Annotated in this window: 22 protein-coding genes and 1 pseudogene; 13 read left to right on the top strand and 10 right to left on the bottom strand. The window is 71.3% G+C overall.

The genetic code is table 11. The features are described 5' to 3' along the window. Positions 1–290 precede the first annotated feature (290 nt). The 4 genes and pseudogenes from OG766_RS16330 to mshD all read right to left on the bottom strand — a co-directional run bounded on the left by OG766_RS16330 (position 291) and on the right by mshD (position 3,791). On the bottom strand, positions 291–1,289 hold the full coding sequence (locus OG766_RS16330; protein ID WP_328725650.1) for an ABC transporter permease: 999 nt from the start codon (positions 1,287–1,289) through the stop codon (positions 291–293). Positions 1,290–1,303: 14 nt separating this feature from the next. Then, entirely contained in the window at positions 1,304–2,242 is a 939-nt protein-coding gene (locus OG766_RS16325) for an ATP-binding cassette domain-containing protein (RefSeq protein ID WP_328725649.1), read from the bottom strand. A gap of 122 nt (positions 2,243–2,364) precedes the next feature. Then, positions 2,365–2,754, bottom strand: a pseudogene (locus tag OG766_RS16320) (GntR family transcriptional regulator); the annotation flags it as partial. 113 nt (positions 2,755–2,867) lie between these two features. Further along, positions 2,868–3,791 carry a mycothiol synthase gene (mshD, locus tag OG766_RS16315; RefSeq protein ID WP_266379729.1) on the bottom strand — a complete coding sequence of 308 codons (924 nt, stop codon included), beginning with the start codon at positions 3,789–3,791 and terminating at the stop codon, positions 2,868–2,870. Between the two features lie 135 nt (positions 3,792–3,926). Between mshD and OG766_RS16310 the strand changes: the two genes are divergently transcribed. Further along, the gene (locus tag OG766_RS16310) at positions 3,927–5,765 is read left to right on the top strand and encodes a bifunctional metallophosphatase/5'-nucleotidase (RefSeq protein WP_266379727.1); all 1,839 of its coding nucleotides are present in this window, start codon (positions 3,927–3,929) and stop codon (positions 5,763–5,765) included. Positions 5,766–5,923: 158 nt separating this feature from the next. Next, a complete protein-coding gene (locus OG766_RS16305) occupies positions 5,924–6,799 on the top strand; it encodes a phosphatidylinositol-specific phospholipase C (RefSeq protein WP_266379724.1) in 876 nt (291 codons plus the stop codon). Here the strand turns inward: OG766_RS16305 and OG766_RS16300 are convergent. The 5 genes from OG766_RS16300 to OG766_RS16280 all read right to left on the bottom strand — a co-directional run bounded on the left by OG766_RS16300 (position 6,764) and on the right by OG766_RS16280 (position 12,068). After that, a complete protein-coding gene (locus OG766_RS16300) occupies positions 6,764–8,209 on the bottom strand; it encodes a sensor histidine kinase (RefSeq protein ID WP_266379721.1) in 1,446 nt (481 codons plus the stop codon). The genes OG766_RS16305 and OG766_RS16300 overlap by 36 nt on opposite strands. After that, entirely contained in the window at positions 8,206–8,943 is a 738-nt protein-coding gene (locus tag OG766_RS16295; RefSeq protein ID WP_328725648.1) for a response regulator transcription factor, read from the bottom strand. Before OG766_RS16295 ends, OG766_RS16300 begins: the two co-directional genes overlap by 4 nt. Before the next feature lie 55 nt (positions 8,944–8,998). Continuing rightward, positions 8,999–10,030 carry a S1C family serine protease gene (locus tag OG766_RS16290; protein ID WP_328725647.1) on the bottom strand — a complete coding sequence of 344 codons (1,032 nt, stop codon included), beginning with the start codon at positions 10,028–10,030 and terminating at the stop codon, positions 8,999–9,001. Between the two features lie 185 nt (positions 10,031–10,215). Then, complete coding sequence (locus tag OG766_RS16285) at positions 10,216–11,241, bottom strand: LacI family DNA-binding transcriptional regulator (protein ID WP_266379712.1); 1,026 nt, start codon at positions 11,239–11,241, stop codon at positions 10,216–10,218. Between the two features lie 23 nt (positions 11,242–11,264). Further along, positions 11,265–12,068, bottom strand: coding sequence for a winged helix-turn-helix transcriptional regulator (locus OG766_RS16280; RefSeq protein ID WP_266379710.1), 804 nt, complete (start codon positions 12,066–12,068; stop codon positions 11,265–11,267). A gap of 255 nt (positions 12,069–12,323) precedes the next feature. Between OG766_RS16280 and OG766_RS16275 the strand changes: the two genes are divergently transcribed. From OG766_RS16275 to OG766_RS16245, 8 genes are all read left to right on the top strand, one after another. Then, positions 12,324–13,265: an alpha/beta hydrolase gene (locus OG766_RS16275; RefSeq protein ID WP_266379708.1), complete on the top strand. Its 942-nt coding sequence runs from the start codon at positions 12,324–12,326 to the stop codon at positions 13,263–13,265. Between the two features lie 42 nt (positions 13,266–13,307). Beyond that, complete coding sequence (locus OG766_RS16270) at positions 13,308–13,562, top strand: MoaD/ThiS family protein (protein ID WP_266379706.1); 255 nt, start codon at positions 13,308–13,310, stop codon at positions 13,560–13,562. 10 nt (positions 13,563–13,572) lie between these two features. Beyond that, positions 13,573–14,781 (top strand): hypothetical protein, encoded by a 1,209-nt coding sequence (locus tag OG766_RS16265; protein ID WP_328725646.1) that lies wholly within the window; start codon positions 13,573–13,575, stop codon positions 14,779–14,781. Positions 14,782–14,960: 179 nt separating this feature from the next. After that, positions 14,961–15,650, top strand: a complete 690-nt coding sequence (locus OG766_RS16260) for an LmeA family phospholipid-binding protein (protein ID WP_266379702.1) — start codon at positions 14,961–14,963, stop codon at positions 15,648–15,650. Positions 15,651–15,977: 327 nt separating this feature from the next. Next, positions 15,978–16,061, top strand: a complete 84-nt coding sequence (locus OG766_RS36740; RefSeq protein ID WP_353961732.1) for a putative leader peptide — start codon at positions 15,978–15,980, stop codon at positions 16,059–16,061. A gap of 155 nt (positions 16,062–16,216) precedes the next feature. Continuing rightward, entirely contained in the window at positions 16,217–17,062 is an 846-nt protein-coding gene (locus OG766_RS16255) for a sulfurtransferase (RefSeq protein WP_266379700.1), read from the top strand. A gap of 43 nt (positions 17,063–17,105) precedes the next feature. Then, complete coding sequence (locus OG766_RS16250) at positions 17,106–17,393, top strand: DUF1416 domain-containing protein (protein ID WP_005315529.1); 288 nt, start codon at positions 17,106–17,108, stop codon at positions 17,391–17,393. Positions 17,394–17,500: 107 nt separating this feature from the next. Further along, the gene (locus OG766_RS16245) at positions 17,501–17,788 is read left to right on the top strand and encodes a DUF3099 domain-containing protein (protein ID WP_266379698.1); all 288 of its coding nucleotides are present in this window, start codon (positions 17,501–17,503) and stop codon (positions 17,786–17,788) included. 27 nt (positions 17,789–17,815) lie between these two features. Here the strand turns inward: OG766_RS16245 and OG766_RS16240 are convergent, their stop codons facing one another. Then, complete coding sequence (locus tag OG766_RS16240) at positions 17,816–18,178, bottom strand: DsrE family protein (RefSeq protein WP_266379697.1); 363 nt, start codon at positions 18,176–18,178, stop codon at positions 17,816–17,818. 108 nt (positions 18,179–18,286) lie between these two features. On the opposite strand from OG766_RS16240, the gene OG766_RS16235 reads away from it, so the two are divergent. Genes OG766_RS16235 through OG766_RS16225 form a run of 3 tightly spaced genes read left to right on the top strand, consistent with a single transcriptional unit; the run spans position 18,287 to position 20,993 of the window. Further along, positions 18,287–19,195 (top strand): hypothetical protein, encoded by a 909-nt coding sequence (locus OG766_RS16235; protein WP_266379696.1) that lies wholly within the window; start codon positions 18,287–18,289, stop codon positions 19,193–19,195. Further along, positions 19,192–19,974 carry a hypothetical protein gene (locus tag OG766_RS16230; RefSeq protein WP_266379688.1) on the top strand — a complete coding sequence of 261 codons (783 nt, stop codon included), beginning with the start codon at positions 19,192–19,194 and terminating at the stop codon, positions 19,972–19,974. Before OG766_RS16235 ends, OG766_RS16230 begins: the two co-directional genes overlap by 4 nt. Further along, positions 19,971–20,993: a hypothetical protein gene (locus tag OG766_RS16225; RefSeq protein ID WP_328725645.1), complete on the top strand. Its 1,023-nt coding sequence runs from the start codon at positions 19,971–19,973 to the stop codon at positions 20,991–20,993. The genes OG766_RS16230 and OG766_RS16225 overlap by 4 nt, the downstream gene beginning before the upstream one ends. Positions 20,994–21,023 lie beyond the last annotated feature (30 nt).

Here is a 21,023-nt window from a genome sequence, read left to right as displayed (position 1 = left end):
AAGGGGTGATCGGGCGCGTCGGAGCGGGCCTCGGTAGGCAGAGGACGCCCGTTTCGCGGGGCGGGGGGCACAGCGGGCTGCATTCACCGAGGGTCGCAAGGGTCGCTGAATGCCCGGTAACGAGAACATGACGCCTGGGCAAGCGGGACGCCGCGCCGTGGGTACCCGGAGGCCCGCCCCGGGGCACCCGGCGGGCCGGGTCGTGGCTGACGGACGGCCCCGGCCGCCCGCGCGGACGTGGGGACCCCCGTCCACCACGTCCGCGCAGGCCGGAGCCCGTCGCCTGCCCGTCAGGCGTGCAGCCGGCGCAGGACCCGGAAGGCCGCGAACGTCGCCGCGGCGGCCAGCGCGAGCACGATGCCCGTCTCGACCAGCTGGATCGGCCAGAAGTGGGAGGACGGGTGGAGGACGGCGTACCACTCCCGGATCCCGGACCCGGAGTGACAGCCGGGCGGCATCGCCACCTGCGGGTCCCAGCACCGCTCGGCCCGCTTTCCGGCGACGACCAGGCCGTTCTCCATCTGCAAGGCGCTGTTCGGGAGCTCGCCCCGTGAATTCCTCCACACCACGTCCGCCGTCGGCCACAGCCGGTCCCGCCGGCCGTCGGCGAACAGCATCACGATCGCGGTGACGACGAAGGCCAGCCCTCCGGCGGGCAGGGCGCGCCGCACCAGCAGTCCGGCGAGCGCGCCGACGGCGAGAGCGAACAGGCAGTACGCGAGGACCGCCGGGCCCAGTGCCAGGAAGACGTCGGTGAAGTACCACTGGTCGCCCAGTGCCTTCGCGCCGGCGCCGCGGACCCAGCGGTACAGCAGCGAGAGGACCGTGACGCCGGAGAGGAGCAGCACGGCGGGGACGGCCAGTTTGGCGGCGAGCCAGCGGCCCGGGGTGACGGACTGTGTCCAGCTGAGGCCCGCGGTGCCGCGCTCCAGCTCCGCGCCGACGAGCACCGCCCCCGCGTAGAAGGCCACCGCCAGAGGCAGCCACGCGATCGCGAACGCGACGGCGCCCAGGTTCCCCGCGAAGTCGAACATCGAGTCCAGCGGGGGCGGACCGCAGGGCGGCAGGTCCGACCCGAGCGATCCGCAGGGGCCCAGCTCCTCTCCCGGCGCGATGAAGCGCAGCCACACCAGCGAGCCGGCGGACAGCACCAGGTAGGCGCCGAAGAGCAGCAGCGCCCTGCGGTGCAGCAGCCACACCGATCGGACCGGCCCCTTGAGGAGGCCGATGCCGCGGCTTCCGCGGCCGGTCGACGGCCTGTCGTACGTGAGGGTCGTGTTCTCTGTCATCGTTCGCTCCTCATTCATACGGCAGCCCCCTCGGCGGTCGGGCCGGCGGTCGGGCCGGCGGTCGGCCCGGCGGTCGGGTCGGCTGACGGGGTCAGCAGCGCCGGTGCGTCCGGGGAGCGCAGGTGCGCCAGGAGCAGCTCCTCCAGGGTCGGCTCCACCGCGTCCCATCCGGACGGGACGTCCGCTCCCGGCTCGGTCCTGCGTATGAGCGCAGTCAGTTGACGGCCCGTCGTGCGGGACTCGATCACCGTGTGCGGGGTGAGATCGGCCGTGGCCGGGCCCGTCAGCAGGGTGTGTGCGGCGAGCAGGTCGTCGGTGTCGCCGGCGAGCCGGATGCGGCCGTGGGCGACGAGCAGGACGTAGTCGCAGGTGTTCTCCAGCTCGGAGAGGATGTGCGAGGACATCACCACGGTGGTCCCGTGATCGGCGGCATCGGCCATCAGCTTGCCCATGAGCTGGTGACGGCCGAGCGGGTCGAGGTCGGCCATCGGCTCGTCCAGGAGCAGCAGTTCGGGGCGTTTGCCGAGGGCGAGGGCGAGAGCCACGCGCGTGCGCTGGCCGCCGGAGAGCGTGCGGACGCGGGCGGCCGGGTCGAGTCCCCCTGCGTGCACGATCTCCTCGGCGACGGCGTCGTCCCAGTGGCCGGGATTGAGTTCGCGGCCCGTGCGCAGGGTCTCGGCGACCGTGAGCTGGGGGAAGAGCGGCTTGTCCTGGCCGACGTAGGCGATCCGCTCGCGCGCGGACGCGGGGTCGGTGCCGAGGATCCGCAGGCCGCCCTCGGTGGGCCGCAGCAGGCCCGCCGCGAGTGTCAGCAGGGTGGATTTCCCCGCGCCGTTGGGGCCGACGAGGGCGCAGATCCGTCCCGCGGGCAGCCGGAAGGAACAGCCCCGCAGTGCCCAGGTGCGCCGGAATCTCCTGCCGAGGCCCGCCGCCTCGATGGCGGTGTCACTCATGTGTCGTCCCCCTGCTCGTGCTTCTGCCCGGCCTGCTCGTCCGGCTGACGTACCTGCTCGTCGGGCTTACGTACCTGCTCGTCCGGCTCGATCTGCTTGTCCTGCTTGTTCGGTCCGGCCTGCTGGTCCCGCTCGTGGTCCGCGAAGTGCGCGTCGAGTGCGGCGGTGAAGAGCGCCGCCACGTCGTCCCGGCCCAGGCCCGCCGCCCGGGCGCGCAGCGCCCAGTCGGTGAGTTCACCGCGCAGGGGCGAGTCGGCTCCGGCGGTGCCGAGCCCCCTCCGTACGAAGGTGCCGAGGCCGCGCCGGGCCTCGACGAGCCCTTCGCGCTCCAGTTCGCGGTAGGCCTTGAGCACCGTGTTCGGGTTGATGGCGGTCGCCTCCACCACCTCGCGGGCGGTGGGCAGCCGGTCGCCGGGCTCCAGTACTCCCAGTCGCAGGGCCTGCTTCGTCTGCTGAACGATCTGCAGATAGGTGGCGATGCCGCTGCGTCGGTCGATCCTGTACTCGATCATGCACCACCCTTTCACTAATCAAGTAGTGAAAGGGTGGTGCAAGAGAGGGGGCGGTGTCAACCGCCCCCTGCCTCGGGGCGGAACTCACCGCCCCTTGCCCGGCCGATCGCCGCTCAGGTCTCCGTGCGGTACATCAGGTCCACCTCGTGCGTCGTGAATCCCAGCCGCTCGTACACCCGCAGCGCCGCCGTGTTGTCCGCGTCGACGTACAGCATGGCCGTCGGCAGGCCCTGTGCCGCGAGATGGCGCAGGCCGATCGCGGTGAGCGCCTTGCCGAGGCCGGTGCCCTGGGCGTCGGGGCGGATGCCGATCACGTACACCTCACCGAGCTGCTCCTCCGCGTGCTCCTTCGTCCAGTGGAAGCCGACGATCTCGCCCTCGCGCTCGGCCAGGAAGAAGCCCTTGGGGTCGAACCACGGCTCCTCCTTGCGATCGTCGAGGTCGCGCTGGGTGATCGAGCCCTGCTCGGGGTGGTGGGCGAAGGCGGCCGCGTTGACCGTGAGCCAGGCGGCGTCGTCCTGGCCGGGCAGGAACGCCCGGACGGTGACCCCGTCCGGCAGCACCGGGTCCGGAAGGTCGAGCGGGCTCAACGAGCGGCGCAGCTGGCGCAGTTCGCGGAAGAGCGTCAGCCCGAGGACCTGCGCCAGATGGCGGGCCGCGGACTTGCCGCCGTGGGCCCAGACGCGCAGCCGCTTGCCGGACGCGCCGAGCAGCGCGTTGCCGAGGGCCCGGCCGTGGCCGCGGCCGCGGTGGCCCGGGTGGACGACCAGCTCGGCCGCCGGGGCCTCCACGGGGTCGGTGTCCTCCAGTTGGGCGTACCCGCGAAGGTCCCCGGCGACGGTGAGCAGGAAGTGGCGCACACCCTCGCGTTGCCCATGGCGCAGATAGAGCCTGCCCTGCTCGGAGACGGCCTGCATGCCGTCGGTACGGGCGGCGACGGTCAGCAGGCGGAGGACGTCGTCGGCCAGCTCGGGGGTGAGCTCGTCGAGCGTCTGGATCTGCCGGCCGGGCTCGAGGGCGGGGGCTGCGTCAGTCATACGACGAGGGTACGGCGCCGGGCCGCACCCGATCGGATACCAGCTCGTAACCCGGGATCCCCTGTCGTGCTACGCGCGTTGACTCTAGGCTGCACGGCTGAGAACAGTCGTCACGCTGAACTGACAAGGGGACAGATGTCAGCGACATCGCATCAGAAGCGCCGCCGCGTACTCGCGGTCGCCGCCGGACTGACCACCGTCGGCGCACTGGTCGCCGCGATGCCCGCCGGAGCCCAGGCGCACGGCAACGGACACGGCCATGGGAACGGACACGGACACGGACACGGCTACGGCCGCACCGTCGACGTACAGCTGCTGTCCTTCAACGACCTGCACGGCAATCTGCAGCCGCCGGCCGGTTCGGCGGGCAGGGTCACCCACACCAACGAGGACGGCACCACGCGGACCATCGACGCGGGCGGCGCCGAGTACCTCGCCACGCATCTGCGCGAGGCCCGCAAGGGCAACAGGTACTCCATCACCGCCGCTGCCGGTGACATGGTCGGCGCCTCGCCGATGCTCTCCGGCCTCTTCCACGACGAGCCGACCGTCGAGGCGCTGAACAAGCTGAAGCTCGACGTGACCTCCGTCGGCAACCACGAGTTCGACGAGGGCGCCAAGGAGCTCGCCCGGCTCCAGAACGGCGGCTGCCATCCGGTCGACGGCTGCTACGAGAAGAAGGCCGACGGCAAGCCCAAGAAGTTCCGCGGCGCGGACTTCCCGTACCTCGCGGCCAACGTGACGAACGAGAAGTCGGGCCGGCCGGTCCTGGACCCGTACTTCGTCTGGGAGCGGAACGGGGTGAAGATCGGCTTCATCGGCGTCACCCTGGAGGGCACGCCGGACATCGTCAGCGCCGAGGGCATCAAGGGCCTGAAGTTCGGTGACGAGATCGAGACGATCAACAAGTACACCAAGGTGCTGGAGCGCAAGGGCGTGAAGTCGATCGTCGCGCTCCTGCACGAGGGCGGTGCGCCGGCCTCGGGCTCGTACAACTACAACTGCGACAGCCCCGGCCCCGGCGACGGCATCTCCGGCCCGATCGTCGACATCGCCAAGAAGGTCAGCCCGCAGGTCGACGCCCTGGTCACCGGCCACACCCACCAGGCGTACGCGTGCACGATCCCGGACCCGTCCGGCAAGCCGCGCACGGTCACCTCGGCCGCCTCGTTCGGCAAGCTGTACACCGACACGACGCTCACGTACGACCGTCGCACCCGCGACATCGTGCGGACGTCCGTCGCCTCCGCCAACCACGTCGTCACCCGTGACGTGCCGAAGGCCGCGGACATGACCCAGCTCATCGACCGCTGGAACACGCTGGCCGCGCCGATCGCCAACCGGCCCGTCGGGTACATCTCCGCCGACATAGAGAACCCCTTCGAGTCCCCCGAGAAGCCGATCGGCAACCTGATCGCGGACGCGCAGCTCGAAGGCATGGCCCCGGCCGACAAGGGCGGCGCGCAGCTCGCCCTGATGAACCCGGGCGGTATCCGCGCGGGCCTGGTCCGCGCCGCCTCGGGCGGTGAGGGCGACGGTGTCGTGACGTACGGCGAGGCCTTCACGGTGCAGCCGTTCACCAACATGATGACGGCGGTCGACCTCACCGGTGCCCAGCTGGTCACCGCGCTGCAGCAGCAGGTCAGCGGCTCGAACCAGGCCGCCCCGAAGATCCTGCAGGTGTCGAAGGGCTTCACCTACACCCTGGACATGACGAAGACCGGCGCCGACCGGATCGTCGTCGGCTCGGTGAAGCTGAACGGTGAGGCGATCGACCCGGCGAAGACCTACCGGGTCGCGATGAACGAGTTCCTCTCGGGCGGCGGCGACGGCTTCGCGGTCCTGAAGGAGCACAAGAACAAGCTGGTGGGCGCGTCCGACCTGGACATGCTCAACGCCTACTTCGCCGCGCACTCCAGCGCGGGCGCCCCGCTGGCGCCGCCGGCCACCGGCCGGATCACGGTCGTCAAGTAACGGGTGGTGCGACTGAGGGGTGGTGGGCCGTCGGCCCGCCGCCCCTCAGTTGTTTCCAGTTTCCGCGCAAGACGTTCTGTGTCATGGGCATGTCTGCAATCATCCCGTCTGCCGACCGCGACCCCCCACATCGCGGCGGTCGACGAAGGAGACAGCACATGTCCTTGACCAGACGTGGTTTCCTCACGGGCGCGGCGGTCGTCTCCGCGTCCGTTCTCATCGGCGCACCGGGCACGGCCACGGCGGCGCAGCGACGGGCGCTGGGCACCCAGGACTGGATGAGCGGCATCGACGGCGGCCGGACGCTGGGTTCGCTCACCATTCCCGGCACCCATGACTCGGGAGCCCGCTTCGGCGGACCCTGGGCCGAGTGCCAGAACACGACGATCGCCGACCAGCTGAACTACGGCATCCGCTTCCTCGACGTCCGGTGCCGGGTCACCGGAGGCTCGTTCGCGATCCACCACGGCCCCGCCTTCCAGAACATGATGTTCGGCGACGTGCTCATCGCCTGCCGCGACTTCCTGGCCGCCCACCCCTCCGAGACCGTGCTGATGCGGGTCAAGCAGGAGTACTCCTCGGACGGCGACGCCACCTTCCGGAGCATCTTCGACGACTACCTCGACAACCGGGGCTGGCGCTCGCTGTTCCACATCGGCGACGCCCTCCCGGCCCTCGGCCAGGCGCGCGGCAAGGTCGTCCTCATCGCCGACAACGGCGGACTGCCCGGAGTGAAGTGGTGGGACGGCGGGGTCTTCGACCTCCAGGACGACTGGAACGCCGCGCCGTGGGACAAGTACCCGAGGATCGAGGCCCACTTCCGCAAGGCCACCGAGCAGCCCGGCAAGCTCTTCATCAACTTCGTCAGCACCTCCGCGTCGCTGCCGCCGCGCTGGAACTCCGACAACCTCAATCCGCGCGTCCACGGCTTCCTGGACGGCACGGCGAGCGGCTGGAAGGGCCTCGGCATCGTGCCGATGGACTTCCCCAACACCCGCTCAGGCCTGGTCGACTCGCTCATCCGGCACAACTGACGGCGGTACGGGCGGTGGCGCAGGCGCCCCCGGCAGGCTGACCACCGCGACGGTGCCGCCGCCCTCGGCCGGACGCAGCTCCACCGTGCCGCCCGCCTGGTGCACGGTCCTGGCCACGATCGACAGACCGAGGCCGGAGCCGGGCAGCGCGCGGGCGGACTGGGAGCGCCAGAACCGCTCGAAGACGTACGGGAGTTCCTCCGGCGGCACCCCGGGGCCGTGGTCGCGCACCGTCAGCACACCACGGTCCAGCAGCACCTCCACCGCCCCGCGCGGGGGCGAGAACTTCACGGCGTTGTCCAGCACGTTCACCACCGCCCGTTCCAGCGCGGCCGGCTCGGCCCGTACGTACCAGGGCCGCAGTTCGGCGGTGATCGCCAGCTCCGGGCCGCGCAGCCTGGCCCGCTCCAGCGCCGTCCGCACGACGTCGTGCAGCGCGACGACCTGGACCGGTCCGGGCGTCGCGCTGTCCGGCCGTGACAGCTCCTGCAGATCGCCGATCAGCACGGCCAGCTCGGACATCTGTGCCTTGACCGAGGCCAGCAGCGCGGTCCGGTCCTCGGGCGGGAGGGCACGGCCGGTCTGCTCGCTGCGCACCAGCAGCTCGATGTTCGTCCGCAGCGAGGTCAGCGGTGTGCGCAGCTCATGGCCGGCGTCGGCGATCAGCTGTGCCTGACGGTCCCGGGACGAGGCGAGCGCGGCGGTCATCTGGTTGAAGGAGCGCGACAGCCGGGCGATCTCGTCCTCGCCCTCCACCGGGATCCGTACGGTCAGGTCCTCGGTGCGGGCGACGTGCTCGACGGCGTCGGTGAGCCGGTCGACGGGCTTCAGACCGGTGCGGGCCACCCACAGTCCGGCGGCCCCGGCGGCGACGACACCGGCGCCGGCGAGGAAGGTGAGCAGGAGCGCGAGGCGGTTCAGGGCGGTGTCGATCTCGTACAGCGGGCGGGCGACCATGACGGTCACCGTCCCGCCGGGCGCGCCGGGCACCGGCACCGCCATCTGCTCGGTGTGCACCCGGACGTCCGCGCCCGAGTCGGTCGTACTGCTGTGGAGGGCGTACGCCTCGGTGCCCCGGGCGACGGCCACGTCCTCCGCCCCGACCCGCACGGGCTGGGCGTCCGGCGCCACACAGCGCGTGCCGTCGGGATAGACGACCTGGACATAGGCGAAGCCCCTGCCGGCCCCGGAGGGCTCGCTGCCCGTCGTGCGGCACGCGGACACGGCCTGGCGCACCGTGCCGAGCGGGGCGCTCGTGTTGCGCAGCGAGGTGTCGAGTTCGTTGTGGAGCTGGGCGCGGGCCAGCAGCCAGCAGGTGACGGCGACGGCGGCCACCGCCACGGCCACGGCGGTCGCCGTCAGCAGCGCCAGCCGCGACCGCAGCGGCAGCGCCCGGAATCTGTGGATCACTCCGGCGATCCCTCCCGCAGCGCGTAGCCGACCCCGCGGACGGTGTGCACCAGACGCGGCTCCCCGGCCGCCTCCGTCTTGCGGCGCAGATACATGACGTACACGTCCAGCGAGTTGGAGCTCGGCTCGAAGTCGAAGCCCCAGACGGTCTTGAGGATCTGCTCGCGGGTCAGCACCTGCCGCGGGTGCGCCAGGAACAGCTCCAGCAGCGTGAACTCGGTACGGGTCAGCTCGACCCGGCGCGGCCCGCGCGTGACCTCGCGGGTCGCCAGGTCCATCCGCAGATCGGCGAACGACAGCACGTCGCCGGAGTCCTCACGGTCCGTGCCCGCCGCCGAGGCGTACGAGCTGCGCCGCAGCAGCGCCCTGATCCGCGCGAACAGCTCGTCCAGCTCGAACGGCTTGACCAGATAGTCGTCCGCCCCGGCGTCGAGACCGGTCACCCGGTCGCCGACGGTGTCACGGGCGGTGAGCATCAGGACCGGCAGGGTGGAGCCGAGGGAGCGCAGCCGCCGGGCCGCGGTCAGGCCGTCCATGCGCGGCATCTGGATGTCGAGGACGACGAGGTCGGGCGCGTACGACTCCACCTTGGCGAGGGCGTCGAAGCCGTCGGCCGCGACCTCGGTGGCGTACCCCTCGAAGGCGAGGCTGCGCTGCAGCGCCTCGCGTACGGCGGGTTCGTCGTCGACGATGAGGATGCGTTCGCGGTCGCCTTCACCGGGTGCGGTCGTCATGGCCCCAGCCTCGCACGCGGTCGGTCGTACGCCCGGTCCACGGATCGGCGCCCGGTCAGTTCTCGCCGCCGGAGCGGAGGCTGTCGAGATCGGCCTTGACGGTGTCGATCGGGATGGCGAAGCCGAGGCCGACGCTGCCCGCTGTGGATCCGCCCGAGGAACTCGGCGAGTACATGGCCGAGTTGATGCCGATGATCTCGCCGTTCATGTTGATCAGCGCACCGCCGGAGTTGCCGGGGTTGAGCGAGGCGTCCGTCTGGATGGCCTTGTACGTGGTCTTGGAGTCGCCGGTGTCCCCGTTGAACTCCTGACCGCCGAACTCGAAGGGCCAGCCCTGCCGCGGGTCCTGCTGCCGCTGGCGTCCCTCGTCCTTGGCGACGGTCACGTCCCGGTCGAGCGCCGAGATGATTCCGCTGGTCACGGTGCCGGTGAGGCCCTCGGGCGAGCCGATCGCGACGACCTCGTCACCGACCTCGACGCGGCCGGAGTCACCGAGAGCGGCGGCCTTCAGACCGCTCGCGCTCCTCAGCTTGATCAGAGCGAGGTCCTTGTCGGGGTCGGTGCCGACGACGTCCGCGGTGTACGTCTTGCCGTCGCTGAGCCTGACCTTGACGGTGTCGGCGCCTGCGATGACGTGGTTGTTGGTGACGATCTCACCGTCCCGGGTGATGATCACGCCGGAGCCGGTGGACTCGCCCGAGGTGGAGGAGGCGTTGATCTCCACGATGCTGGGGGAGACGGCCTGGGCGACACCGGCGACGGTGCCCTTGCTGCTCTGCGACACCGTGGTCCCGTCGACGCCGGCCGCTCCGCCGGTCGAACCGCCCCCGGCGAACCGCTCCACCAGCGTGGCCGCCCCGCCGCCGACGGCCGCGGCGATGATCGCGACGGCCGCGATCAACGCGACGGGCCGCTTGGCACGCGCGGCGTGCGCGGGAGCGTTCGCGGGCGCGGCGGGCACGGGTGCGGCGGGTGCCGGTGCGTGCGGGGGCGGCGGCGGGTACGCCCCGTCCCCGAACCCCGCGTACGGGTACTGGTGGGTGTGCTGCGTGCCCTCGTCGCCGCTGTTGCGGTAGTGGTCCGTCATGGTGACGACTCTCGGGGCCGTAGATGAGAGCACGCTGAGGACGGCCTGAGAAGCCCGACAGAAGCATGTATGCCCCATGTAAGGCCGGGGTGCCGCGCCTTCGGGTCAGGCGGTGAGGTCAGGCGGTGGGGTCAGGCGGTGGGGTCAGGCGGTGGGGTCAGGACGGTGGGGTCAGGACGGTGAGGTCAGCCGTGGCAGCCGCAGGAGCGGCGGACGATCAGGGCCGAGGGGAACTGCTTCACCCGCTCGCGCCGTGAGCCGACCACCCGCAGCCCGTCGTCCAGCACCAGATCCACCGCCGCGCGCGCCATCGCCGGCCGGTCGGAGGCGATCGTCGTCAGCGGCGGGTCGGTCAGTCCGGCTTCCTTGACGTCGTCGAAGCCCGCCACCGCCAGCTCACCCGGCACATCGATCCGCAGCTCGCGCGCGGCCCGCAGCACACCGATCGCCTGGTCGTCCGTCGCGCAGAAGATCGCCGGCGGCCGGTCCGGGCCGGACAGGATCTTCAGCGCCACGAGATACGCGTCGTAGCGGTTGTACGGCGCCTCGAACAGCCGGCCCTCCGTCGACCGCCCGGACTCCAGCATCGCCCGCCGCCAGCCCTCGACGTGGTCGGCCACCGGGTCGCCCACCACCGGGGTCTCCTCGACGCCGCCCAGGCACGCGACGTACGGATGTCCGTGCTCCAGGAGATGCCGGGTCGCGAGCTGCGCCCCGCCGATGTCGTCCGTCACGACCGCGACGTCGTCGATCGCCTCGGGCCGCTCGTGCAGCAGCACCACCCGAGCGTCCCACGCCTCGATCTCCGCCGCCGCACGCTCGCTCGGACCCTGGCTGACGAGGATCAGCCCGGCGACGCGCATGCCGAGGAAGGCCCGCAGATAGTGGACCTCGCGCTCGTCGCGGTAGTCCGAATTGCCGACGAGGACCATCTTTCCGCGGTCCGCCGCCGCCCGTTCCACCGCGTGCGCCATCTCCGCGAAGAACGGCTGGCGGGCGTCCGGCACGATCATGCCTATGAGGTCCGTACGCCGCGAGGCCATCGCCTGCGCGACCCGGTCGGGCCGGTAGCCCAGCTCCTTGATCGCGGCGAGTACCCGCTCGCGCGTGGCCGGGGCGACCGGCCGGGGTCCGTTGTTGATGACGTAACTCACCACAGCGGTCGACGTACCCGCCAGTCGCGCTACATCGTCCCGCGTCACCTTGGCCACGCGCGCAGTCTACGCGTGGTGACCTACCTCTGGGCAGGGCGTACAGCAGCTTCGATGGTCTCGGTCATGTCGTCGGCCGAGTCCTCCGCACGGGGGACGGATTCCTCGGCCGCCTTCTTCGCCTTCGCCGCCGCCGAGTTCTCCGAGCGGTCGCCCTTCTCCGGCGTGACGAAGCGGTATCCCACGTTCCGCACGGTCCCGATCAGGGACTCGTGCTCGGGGCCGAGCTTGGCGCGCAGCCGCCGCACGTGGACGTCGACCGTGCGCGTACCGCCGAAGTAGTCGTAGCCCCAGACCTCCTGCAGCAGCTGGGCCCTGGTGAAGACCCGGCCGGGGTGCTGGGCCAGGTACTTCAGCAGCTCGAACTCCTTGAAGGTCAGGTCCAGGACCCGCCCCTTCAGCTTCGCGCTGTACGTGGCCTCGTCGACCGACAGATCACCGTTGCGGATCTCCATCGGCGAGTCGTCCGAGGTGAGCTGCTGCCGGCCCATGGCGAGCCGGAGCCTGGCCTCGACCTCGGCGGGTCCTGCCGTGTCCAGCAGCACGTCGTCGATGCCCCAGTCGGCGGTGACGGCCGCGAGACCGCCCTCGGTGACGACGAGGATCAGCGGACAGCCGGGCCCGGTGGAGCGGAGCAGCTGGCAGAGGCTGCGTACCTGCGGGAGGTCGCGCCTGCCGTCGACCAGGATCACCTCGGCGCCCGGGGTGTCGACCAGGGCCGGGCCCTCGGCGGGTGCCACCCGTACGTTGTGCAGCAGCAGGCCGAGGGCGGGGAGCACCTCCGTGGAGGGCTGGAGGGCATTGGTGAGGAGCAGCAGAGAACTCATCGCGACCCACCTGCCCGGGCCGCTGTCCCTGCCTGGTTCGTGGTCTCTCGGTCGTGCACGGTTCGCTCGCCCATAACGTCGGTTCCTCCTCGGTCCCTGCGAGGACGTCTGCGGCACTGCCTCTTGCCCGGCCGCGGCCCCCGCGCCCCGGGGTTCCGCGATCGTTTCGTTCACCTGTCTGTAACAACGGACTGGAAACACAAAAGGACCCGGGGGCTGCGTCGCCCGGATCCTCTGCCCAGCACAATAGCCCACATGAGCTCTGTCGTAGAGGGTCGATGTCACCATGTGGATGTTTCCTCGATCACTGACGGACCTCGACGCGCAACCCTCAGGACCTCCGACGGCGTGCGCATCGAGGCGCTGCACCAGCCCTGTACGGCCGGGGAGACCGATCTGGCGATCGTCGTCGCGCACGGATTCACCGGTTCGGTCGACCGTCCCGCGGTGCGCCGCGCGGCGGGGGTGTTCGCCGGCCGGGCAGGGGTCGTCACCTTCTCCTTCCGCGGCCACGGCAGGTCCGGCGGGCACTCGACGGTCGGCGACCGCGAGGTGCTGGACCTGGCCGCGGCCGTCGCCTGGGCGCGTTCGCTGGGGTACGGACGGGTCGTCACGGTGGGCTTCTCGATGGGCGGATCGGTGGTGCTGCGGCATGCGGCGCTGTACGGCGGGGCCGCGGCGCAGCGGGCGGGGGAGCACACGCCGGAGCACGAGGGGCGTACGGGTGCACGGGACGTACGCGGCGTACGCGGCGTACTGGACGTGCATGACGCGCGTGGCGTGCGTGAGGCACGGGATGTACGTGGCGCACGGGACGCACACACCGACGCGGTCGCTGCCGTCAGCGCGCCTGCCCGCTGGTACTACCAAGGTACGGCGCCCATGCGGCGGCTCCACTGGGTCGTCACCCGGCCCGTCGGGCGGCTGGTCGGGCGCTACGGCCTGCGGACCCGTATCCACCACAAGGACTGGGACCCCGTCCCGCTCTCGCCGGTCGAGGCCGTCCCGCTGATCGCGCCGACCCCGCTGCTGATCGTCCACGGTGACCGCGATGCGTACTTCCCGCTGGACCATCCGCGGATGCTGGCCGCCGCCGGCCCGTGCGAGTTGTGGCTGGAACCGGGCATGGGGCACGCCGAGAACGCCGCGGACGACGGCCTTCTGGGGCGCCTCGCGGACTGGCTCGCCCGCGCATAGCCCATCATGGACAGTCGACGAGCCGGAGAGAGGAGTGCCGCGATGGCAGCGGGAACCATCCGCTACTGGGCCGCGGCCAAGGCCGCCGCGGGGGTGGCCGAGGAGCCGTACGCCGCGGAGAACCTGGCCGAAGCGCTGGACGCCGCCCGTGAGAGGCACCCGGGCGAACTCGTCCGCGTACTCCGGCGGTGTTCGTTCCTCGTCGACGGTGACCCCGTCGGGACCCGTGGCCATGAGACCGTACGGCTTGCCGAGGGCGGCACGGTCGAGGTGCTCCCGCCGTTCGCAGGAGGGTGAACCGCACAGCATGAGCAGCGATCAGCAGTATCCGTACGGCCCGCAGGACTCGTACGGCCCGCAGGATCCGTTCGGCCCGCAGGATCCGTACGGGCAGCGGAACCACCAGGACCCCAACGTCACCCAGACGTGGGAGGGCCAGACCTGGGACACCCAGTACCAGCCGACGGTCGAGCCGGTGGCCGAGCCCGTGCAGCACGCCCCGTACCACCCGGGCGCCACGGACACGACGTATCTGCCGCCGCAGGACCCTTCGGCGAGGGCGTACGCGCTGCCGCCGGAGGTGCCCGTCGCTCCCGGCTCACCGGCCGCTCCCGCCGCCGCGTCCGCCGCGTACGAGCCGGGGATCGCCGGGCAGGGGATCGCCGGGCACGGGGCCGCGAGCGCGCCGCCGGCGGCCGGTGAGCCCCAGGCGGCCGGTGAACCCGCGTACAGCGCCCCCACCACCCTGGGCAACGCACGGATCACCGACGCGCAGCGTGCCCGCGCGGAAGGGCGCTCGCCGATCATCCCGCCCGGGATGCAGCCCGCGGGGCTGACGGCCGTGATCGGTCTGCTGCTCGCGGCGACCGCGGGCGCCTCGCCGTACCTCCTGCTGATCCCGCTCATCGCGCTCCAGGGCCTCACCGCCGCCGGCTGGTTCCGGCTGAACGGCATGTGGCCCGCCCGCCAGGGCATCGCCCTCGCGTTCGCCGGCGGCCTCGCCGCGGACGCCGTCCTGCTCGCCACGGGCTCCGGACACGCCCCGGCCGTGATCATCGGCACCCTCGGCGTCTGGGTGCTGCTCACCGTCGTGCTGCAGCTGCGCAGCCACGCCTCCGCCGACGAGCGGATGTACGGCCTGATGGCGACGGTCGCCTCGGCCGCGCTGACGATCGTCGCGGCCGGCTACCTCGCCGTCGCCCCGGAGGCGGTGGCCGTCGCGGGCGCGTCGGTCGCGGCGGCGGTGCTCGCGCGGGCGCTGCCGCTGCCGGGTGCGGCGTCGGTCGTGGTCGCGCTGCTGGCCGCCGCCGGCGCGGGCATCGCGGCGGGCGGGGCCACCGGGGTGGGCTCGCAGGGCGCGCTGCTGGGGCTCGGGGCCGGGGTGTGCGCGCTCGTGGGCCTGCGGGTGGCCAGCTACGACTACCCGTCCCGGTTCGTCCATATGACGGCCGGCGTCGCGCTTCCGCTCACGGCCGCGGTCCCCGCCGTCTATCTGCTGGGCCGCGCACTGATCTGACCCCGCGATCCGTGAGCATCTGGCCCTGTGACCCACTGACCGGAGCCGTGTTCCGGTCGGGTACGGACGGTGATGCCCTGGCCCGGACCGGCGGGAACCAATAGCGTGCCGCCGAACGTCGATCATTCAGGCCGTTCCGATCCGGGAGGGCCGAGACAGGGGTGGGGGAACACCGAGTCATGCGCGCACTGCGAATTCTGCTGATCACCGTCGTCATCCTCGGCGGGCTCTTCGTCGCCGCCGACCGGCTCCTGCTCAACTACGCCGAGTCGGAGGCCGCGGAGAAGATCAAGGCCCGCCAGGGCCTGTCCGGTGCGACCGAGGTGGCGATCGAGGGCTTTCCCTTCCTGACCCAGGTCGTGGGCAAGGAGCTCGATCGCGTCGACGTGACCGTCCGCGACATCGAGACGAGCGCCAACGGGCGCAGGGTCGTCATCACCGAGCTGTCCGCGGCCCTCCACAACGTGCGCCTGGGCAGCAACTACTCCAGCGCCACGGCCGCGACCGCGACCGGCACCGCCCGTATCTCGTACGCCGACCTCACCAAGGCGGCCGACGAGGACGTCACCGTCGCGTACGGCGGGAACGGCAAGCTGAAGGTGACCGGCACGGTCGACCTCCTCGGCCGCTCGCTCTCGCGCAGTGTCGTCTCCACGGTCAGCCTGGTCGACGGTGGCACGATCCGCGTGCGTGCGGACAAGGTGCCCGGGGAAGGCATACCGCGGCTGGAGGACATGATCCGCGAGAAGACCGACTTCGACCGGAAGCTCAGCGGTCTGCCGGAGGGCATGAAGCTGCAGAAGGTCCAGGCGGACGAGAAGGGCCTCGTCATCACGGTCGCGGGTACGGACGTTCCGCTGGCGGGCTGACCCTCCTGGCGGGCTGACGCCCCTGGCTCGCCTGGCCGGGTAGATGTCCCTGCCGGACTGGTGCCCCTGGCCGGGCTGACGCCACTGCCGGGCCGAATCCCCTCCCGGGCTCATGCCCCTGGTGGGCTCGTACCCCTGCGGTCAGCGCGGTGTGGCCGGATACTGAGACGGTCGTGTCCGGTCCGCAGATACGAGTGGGGCGGCAGGTCTCCGTCGCTCGGTCCCACCGGGCCCGTTCCGGCCATGCGTCCCACATTTCGGACGATCGCGTCTCAGGATGCGACACGCCGGTGACATGGCCGCCCGGTCGTCCCTACGATCGACCCCATGAAGCAGCGACAGGCGGACCTCACGAAGCGGCGGGCAGTAGACCTGTGCCGCGTCGCCGCCATGCTCTGTCGCGCCATCTGAGCGGAAGCCCGGCCTCCGTCGGTTTCCGTGTCCCCGGGCCATCCGAGCCCCTTCCGGCCATGGCCACCCGCGTGTCTTCGCGCCGTTTCGGCGTACCTGCACCGCAACCTGCTTTCGCGCACCACCCGCCGCACACTGCCCCGGAGGAGAACAGCATGAGCCGCAGCGACGTCCTGGTAGACGCCGACTGGGTCGAGGCCCACCTGGACGACCCGAAGGTCGTCGTCGTCGAGGTCGACGAGGACACCTCGGCCTACGACAAGAACCACATCAAGAGCGCCGTCCGGATCGACTGGAAGAAGGACCTCCAGGACCCGGTCCGCCGTGACTTCGTGGACCAGGCCGGCTTCGAGAAGCTGCTGTCCGCGAAGGGCATCGCCAACGACGACACGGTCGTGCTCTACGGCGGCAACAACAACTGGTTCGCGTCCTACGCCTACTGGTACTTCAAGCTCTACGGCCACCAGGACGTGAAGCTCCTCGACGGCGGCCGCAAGAAGTGGGAGCTCGACTCCCGCGACCTGGTCGACGGCGCCGACGTCCCGCAGCGCCCGGCCACCGACTACAAGGCCAAGGCCCAGGACACGTCCATCCGCGCCTTCCGCGACGACGCCGTCGCCGCGATCGGCAACCAGAACCTGGTCGACGTCCGTTCGCCCGACGAGTTCAGCGGCAAGCTGCTCGCCCCGGCCCACCTGCCGCAGGAGCAGTCGCAGCGTCCCGGCCACATCCCGACCGCGCGCAACATCCCGTGGTCGAAGAACGCCAACGACGACGGCACCTTCAAGTCGGACGACGAGCTCAAGGCGCTCTACGCCGAGGAGCAGGTCGACCTGTCGAAGGACACCGTCGCCTACTGCCGCATCGGTGAGCGCTCCGCGCTGACCTGGTTCGTCCTGCACGAGCTGCTCGGCGTCGAGAACGTCAAGAACTACGACGGCTCGTGGACCGAGTACGGCTCCCTCGTCGGCGTGCCGATCGAGCTCGGCGCGAACAAGTAAGTCCCGGGACCTCCGGACCCCTCGACCGTAAGGACGGAAAGACATGTGTGGAGCGCAGGCCGGCGGCCCCGACGCCTCGACGATCAAGCCCGGTGAGACCACCATCCAGGGCCAGGTGACCCGCGACGGCGAGCCCGTCACCGGTTACGTGCGTCTGCTGGACTCGACCGGCGAGTTCACCGCCGAGGTCCCGACCTCGGCGACCGGACAGTTCCGCTTCTACGCGGCCGAGGGCACGTGGACCGTGCGCGCCCTCGTCCCCGGTGGGACGGCGGACCGTACGGTCGTCGCCCAGACCGGTGGCCTCTCCGAGGTGGCCATCGCCGTCTGACGGCACTCTTCGACCGGCCGAAGGGCCGCACCCCCGGGGGTTGGACGCCACTGGACCGGGGTGCGGCCCTTCGTGCCGTTACCGGCGCCGCGACATACGCTTGAGTCATGTACGCGCGGCGCCGTCACGCCTACTTCCTGCTCATGGGCGGATGCCTGGTCCTCTTCGTCTCCGCCTGGGCCTTCGTGCGGCTGTGGTCGGTTCCGGTCGCCGTCGGGATGTGCGTCGTCGCCATGGTGATCCCACCGCTCGCGGCGGTGGTGGCGAACCGGCGCGGCCCCGAGGACCGGTGGTGGGACGACCCCTCCGGTGACCCGCAGTCCGACGCGTGGTGGGACGAGCTGGACGGGAAGCGGAAGCCGGGCTCGGGATCGGGCTCGGGCCCGCGTCAGTGACCGCGCACCGGGGTCGGCGGTGGAGCGTCAGTAGACGAGCGCCTGGGTGCCGTCCGCCATCGCCTCGCTGACGAAGACCTGGGCGCCCGCGATCCGTACGCCGTCGATCACGTCCTTCTCCGTGATCTCGCGCCGTGCCGCGCACTGCGTGCAGAGGGTGATCTTTCCCGCGGCCAGGATCGACTCGATCAGGTCCGGCAGCGGAGCGGCGTGCGGAAGCTCGAACTCCGCAGCCCGGCCCGGCAGCGCGAACCAGGACGACTCGCCGGTCAGCCAGAGGGAGACCTCCACACCGCTGGCCACGCCGACGGCCGCGACCGTGAAGGCCTGTGAGCAGCGTTCGGGGGCGTCGGCCCCGGCAGTCACCTTGATCACGAGCTTCTTCGCCATATGCCGAACTGTAATCGGCGCAGCTACAACCCAGGTCGCGGGTCGAGGGTCAGTGCTGTGAGCACGGATAACGGAATCCGCGCCTCCAGGTCTCGTGGGGGGACCCTTTTGGAACTGCACAGAACACAGCCGGAGCCGATGGCGGCCGAGAACGCGGTACCGCCCGAGAGCGCGGTACCGGCTGACAGCGCGGTATCGCCCGAGAACGCGGCACCGGCCGACGGCGCGGTACTGCCCGAGCCGGAGCCCGAGCCGGAGCCCGCGGGGGCGCCCGAGCCGGCGAGGCCCGCGCGGCTCCGTGGGCGTACCGCGCTGGTTCTCGCCGTCGCCGCGGTGATCGGCGCCAGTGCGGGAACGGCCGTCGGCTTCAAGGTCCAGGCGGACCGTGCGCCGACGCCGCTGCCCGCCCTCAACCAGCCGGGACTCGGCTATCCGGCCGAGCCGCTGCCCAAGGGCCGGGAGCCCGAGCCGCTGAGCGCCGCCGAGGACCGTCAGGTGAAGACCGACGGCGATCTGCGCAAGCTGCTGCTGCCCAGGCCGAAGGGTGCGGCCAAGGGCGCGGGCGGAAAGCCTGGCGGCATCTGGTTGAACGTCGAGGAATACGCGAGCCACTTCCAAAACGCCGGCGGCATGTTCGGGGACTTCGTGCAGCGCGACATCCGCCGGGTCGCCTTCGTCGCCTGGGAGCAGGGCGCCCACAAGGTGACGGACATCAAGCTCGTCCAGTTCCACTCGGGCCGCGACGCCATGGAGCACGCCACGGGCCAGCGGGACTACATGCCGATGAGCTTCGAGTACTCCGCCGGAAACGACGGTGATCTGCTCAAGGGCAGCGGCAACGGCCGCTACTACCTGTACCCCGTCAAGGAGGAGGCCGGCTACCTGCCGAGCTACCGGGCCCGGGCCATCTTCCAGCGCGGCGACGTGATGGTCGACATCGACATCACCGACACGAAGCGGATCAGCAAGAACGAGATCCGATCGCTGGCCGAGCGACAGCTGGAGCGTCTGTCTTGAGATCCGTACTGACCGGAATCGTGCTGCCCGCCGTGCTCGTCCTGGGCGCGGTCGGCGGTGGCGCCGCGTACACCGTCGTGACGGTGGACGGCGCGGACCGCACCGTTCCCACCACCGTATGGGCCGATGCGAAGAGCAAGCCCTCGAAGGACCCTGCCGAGAACGCCCGGCGCGGTCGGGCCTCCACCCCGCTCAGCAAGCTGCTGCTGCCGGTGCCCGACGGATACCGTCTCGGCCCCGACTTCGAGGAGTACGGCAATGACGTCGAGCTGAGCGGCAAGCAGGCGACCGCCCTGATGAAGGAGTGGGGCCGCCGCCTGTCCGGCAACGAACGCCGTGCCTACGAGAAGCAGGTGGACAAGTACGGGGTCCAGGGCATCGCCGTCCGCACGTTCGCCACCGAGTTCGCCGAGCGCGGGGGCGCGTACGAGCAGGACGTCGTCATCACCGTGGAGATCACCCGGATGAAGAACACGCGTCAGGTGCGCGACGCGTACAAGCTCCAGACGGAACTGGTGGGACTGCTCGATCTCCCGAAGGGACCGAAGATCAAGGGCCACAAGAACGTGGACTGCTTCGTCGGTCCGAAGGCGAAGAAGGACGGGGCCAAGAAGCACAAGGACTGGAAGGACCTCGACGGGATGCAGTGCTTCGCGTACGACTCCGAGCTGCTGGTGAGCGTCAACGCGGTGGGCATGGCGCCGTTCGACAAGACGGCGATCGCCGACATGGTGCAGGAGCAGCTCGATCACATCGCTTCGCCGGGAGAGTACGTATGACCGAGCAGATCGAGACGGTCGGGCAGACCGAGGGCACCGAGAAGGTCGGGCAGAGCGGCCAGACCGAAGGCGCCGATCAGGCCGAGCAGATCGAGCAGATCGAGCAGGCCGAGGGCGCCGAGCAGAGCGCCCGGGTCGGGCAGACCGCCGGGACGACCGAGCCGCCGGTGGAGACCGGGCAGCCCGCGGAAGCGGTGGAGACCGAGCAGCGCGCGGAAGCCGTGGAGCCGGTGACGGACACGGACGCGCCGCCGCGCGACCGGCGCCGCGTGCTGCGTGCCCTCGCGCGCTGGACCGCCGCCGTGCTCGTCTGCGGCGGGCTCGGCACCGGCACGGCGTACGGGATCGCCGCCATGGAGCGCTCGGACGTTCCGGGCCTCGCCACCGAGAGCGACGGCCGCTGGGACTATCCGCGCCTTTCGCTGCCCGCCCTTCCCGAAGGCAGCCCCCGGCCCTTCACCGACGGCAACCAGCACGAGATCCACCACGCCGACCTGCGTGAACTGCTGCTTCCCGCCCCGGCGGGGGCCACCGAGGACAAGAAGCTGAACGGCGGCTGGGTCAGCAACGCCCAGTACGTCTCGGAGTACGCGAAGGACCACCGCCCCGACCTCGAGCAGGCGCTGACCGACTACGCCGTACGGCACATCGCCGCCCGTGGCTGGACCATGCCCGACGGCACCACGTCCCGTGTCTATCTCCTCCGGTTCGACTCGGCCGGCACGGCGGAGGAGTTCACCGGCATCGAGCTCGGGGTCGGGCTGTCCCCCGATGTGGCGCTGGCGGCCGCGCCGGGGGATGCCGAGCTGGACGAGGGATGGGACGTCGAGGGGCCCGCCGTCGGAAAGTCGGCGATCTCCGTCTACACGGAGGCGAAGCCGATCGGGCCCGTACAGACCCGGCAGGCGTACATCCAGGCCGGCGACACCGTCGCGCTGATCTTCCAGTCCCGGAAGGGCGAGGCCCTGAGCGTCCCCTTCCACCAGACGGTCGTCCTGCAGAACCAGCTCCTGGGCTGACCTCGCAGAGAGGGCCGGGCCCCCGCCCAC

Origin of the sequence: Streptomyces sp. NBC_00259 (assembly GCF_036181745.1) — a bacterium.
GTDB lineage: Bacteria > Actinomycetota > Actinomycetes > Streptomycetales > Streptomycetaceae > Streptomyces > Streptomyces pratisoli.
This window is presented reverse-complemented; position numbering and strand designations above follow the sequence as displayed.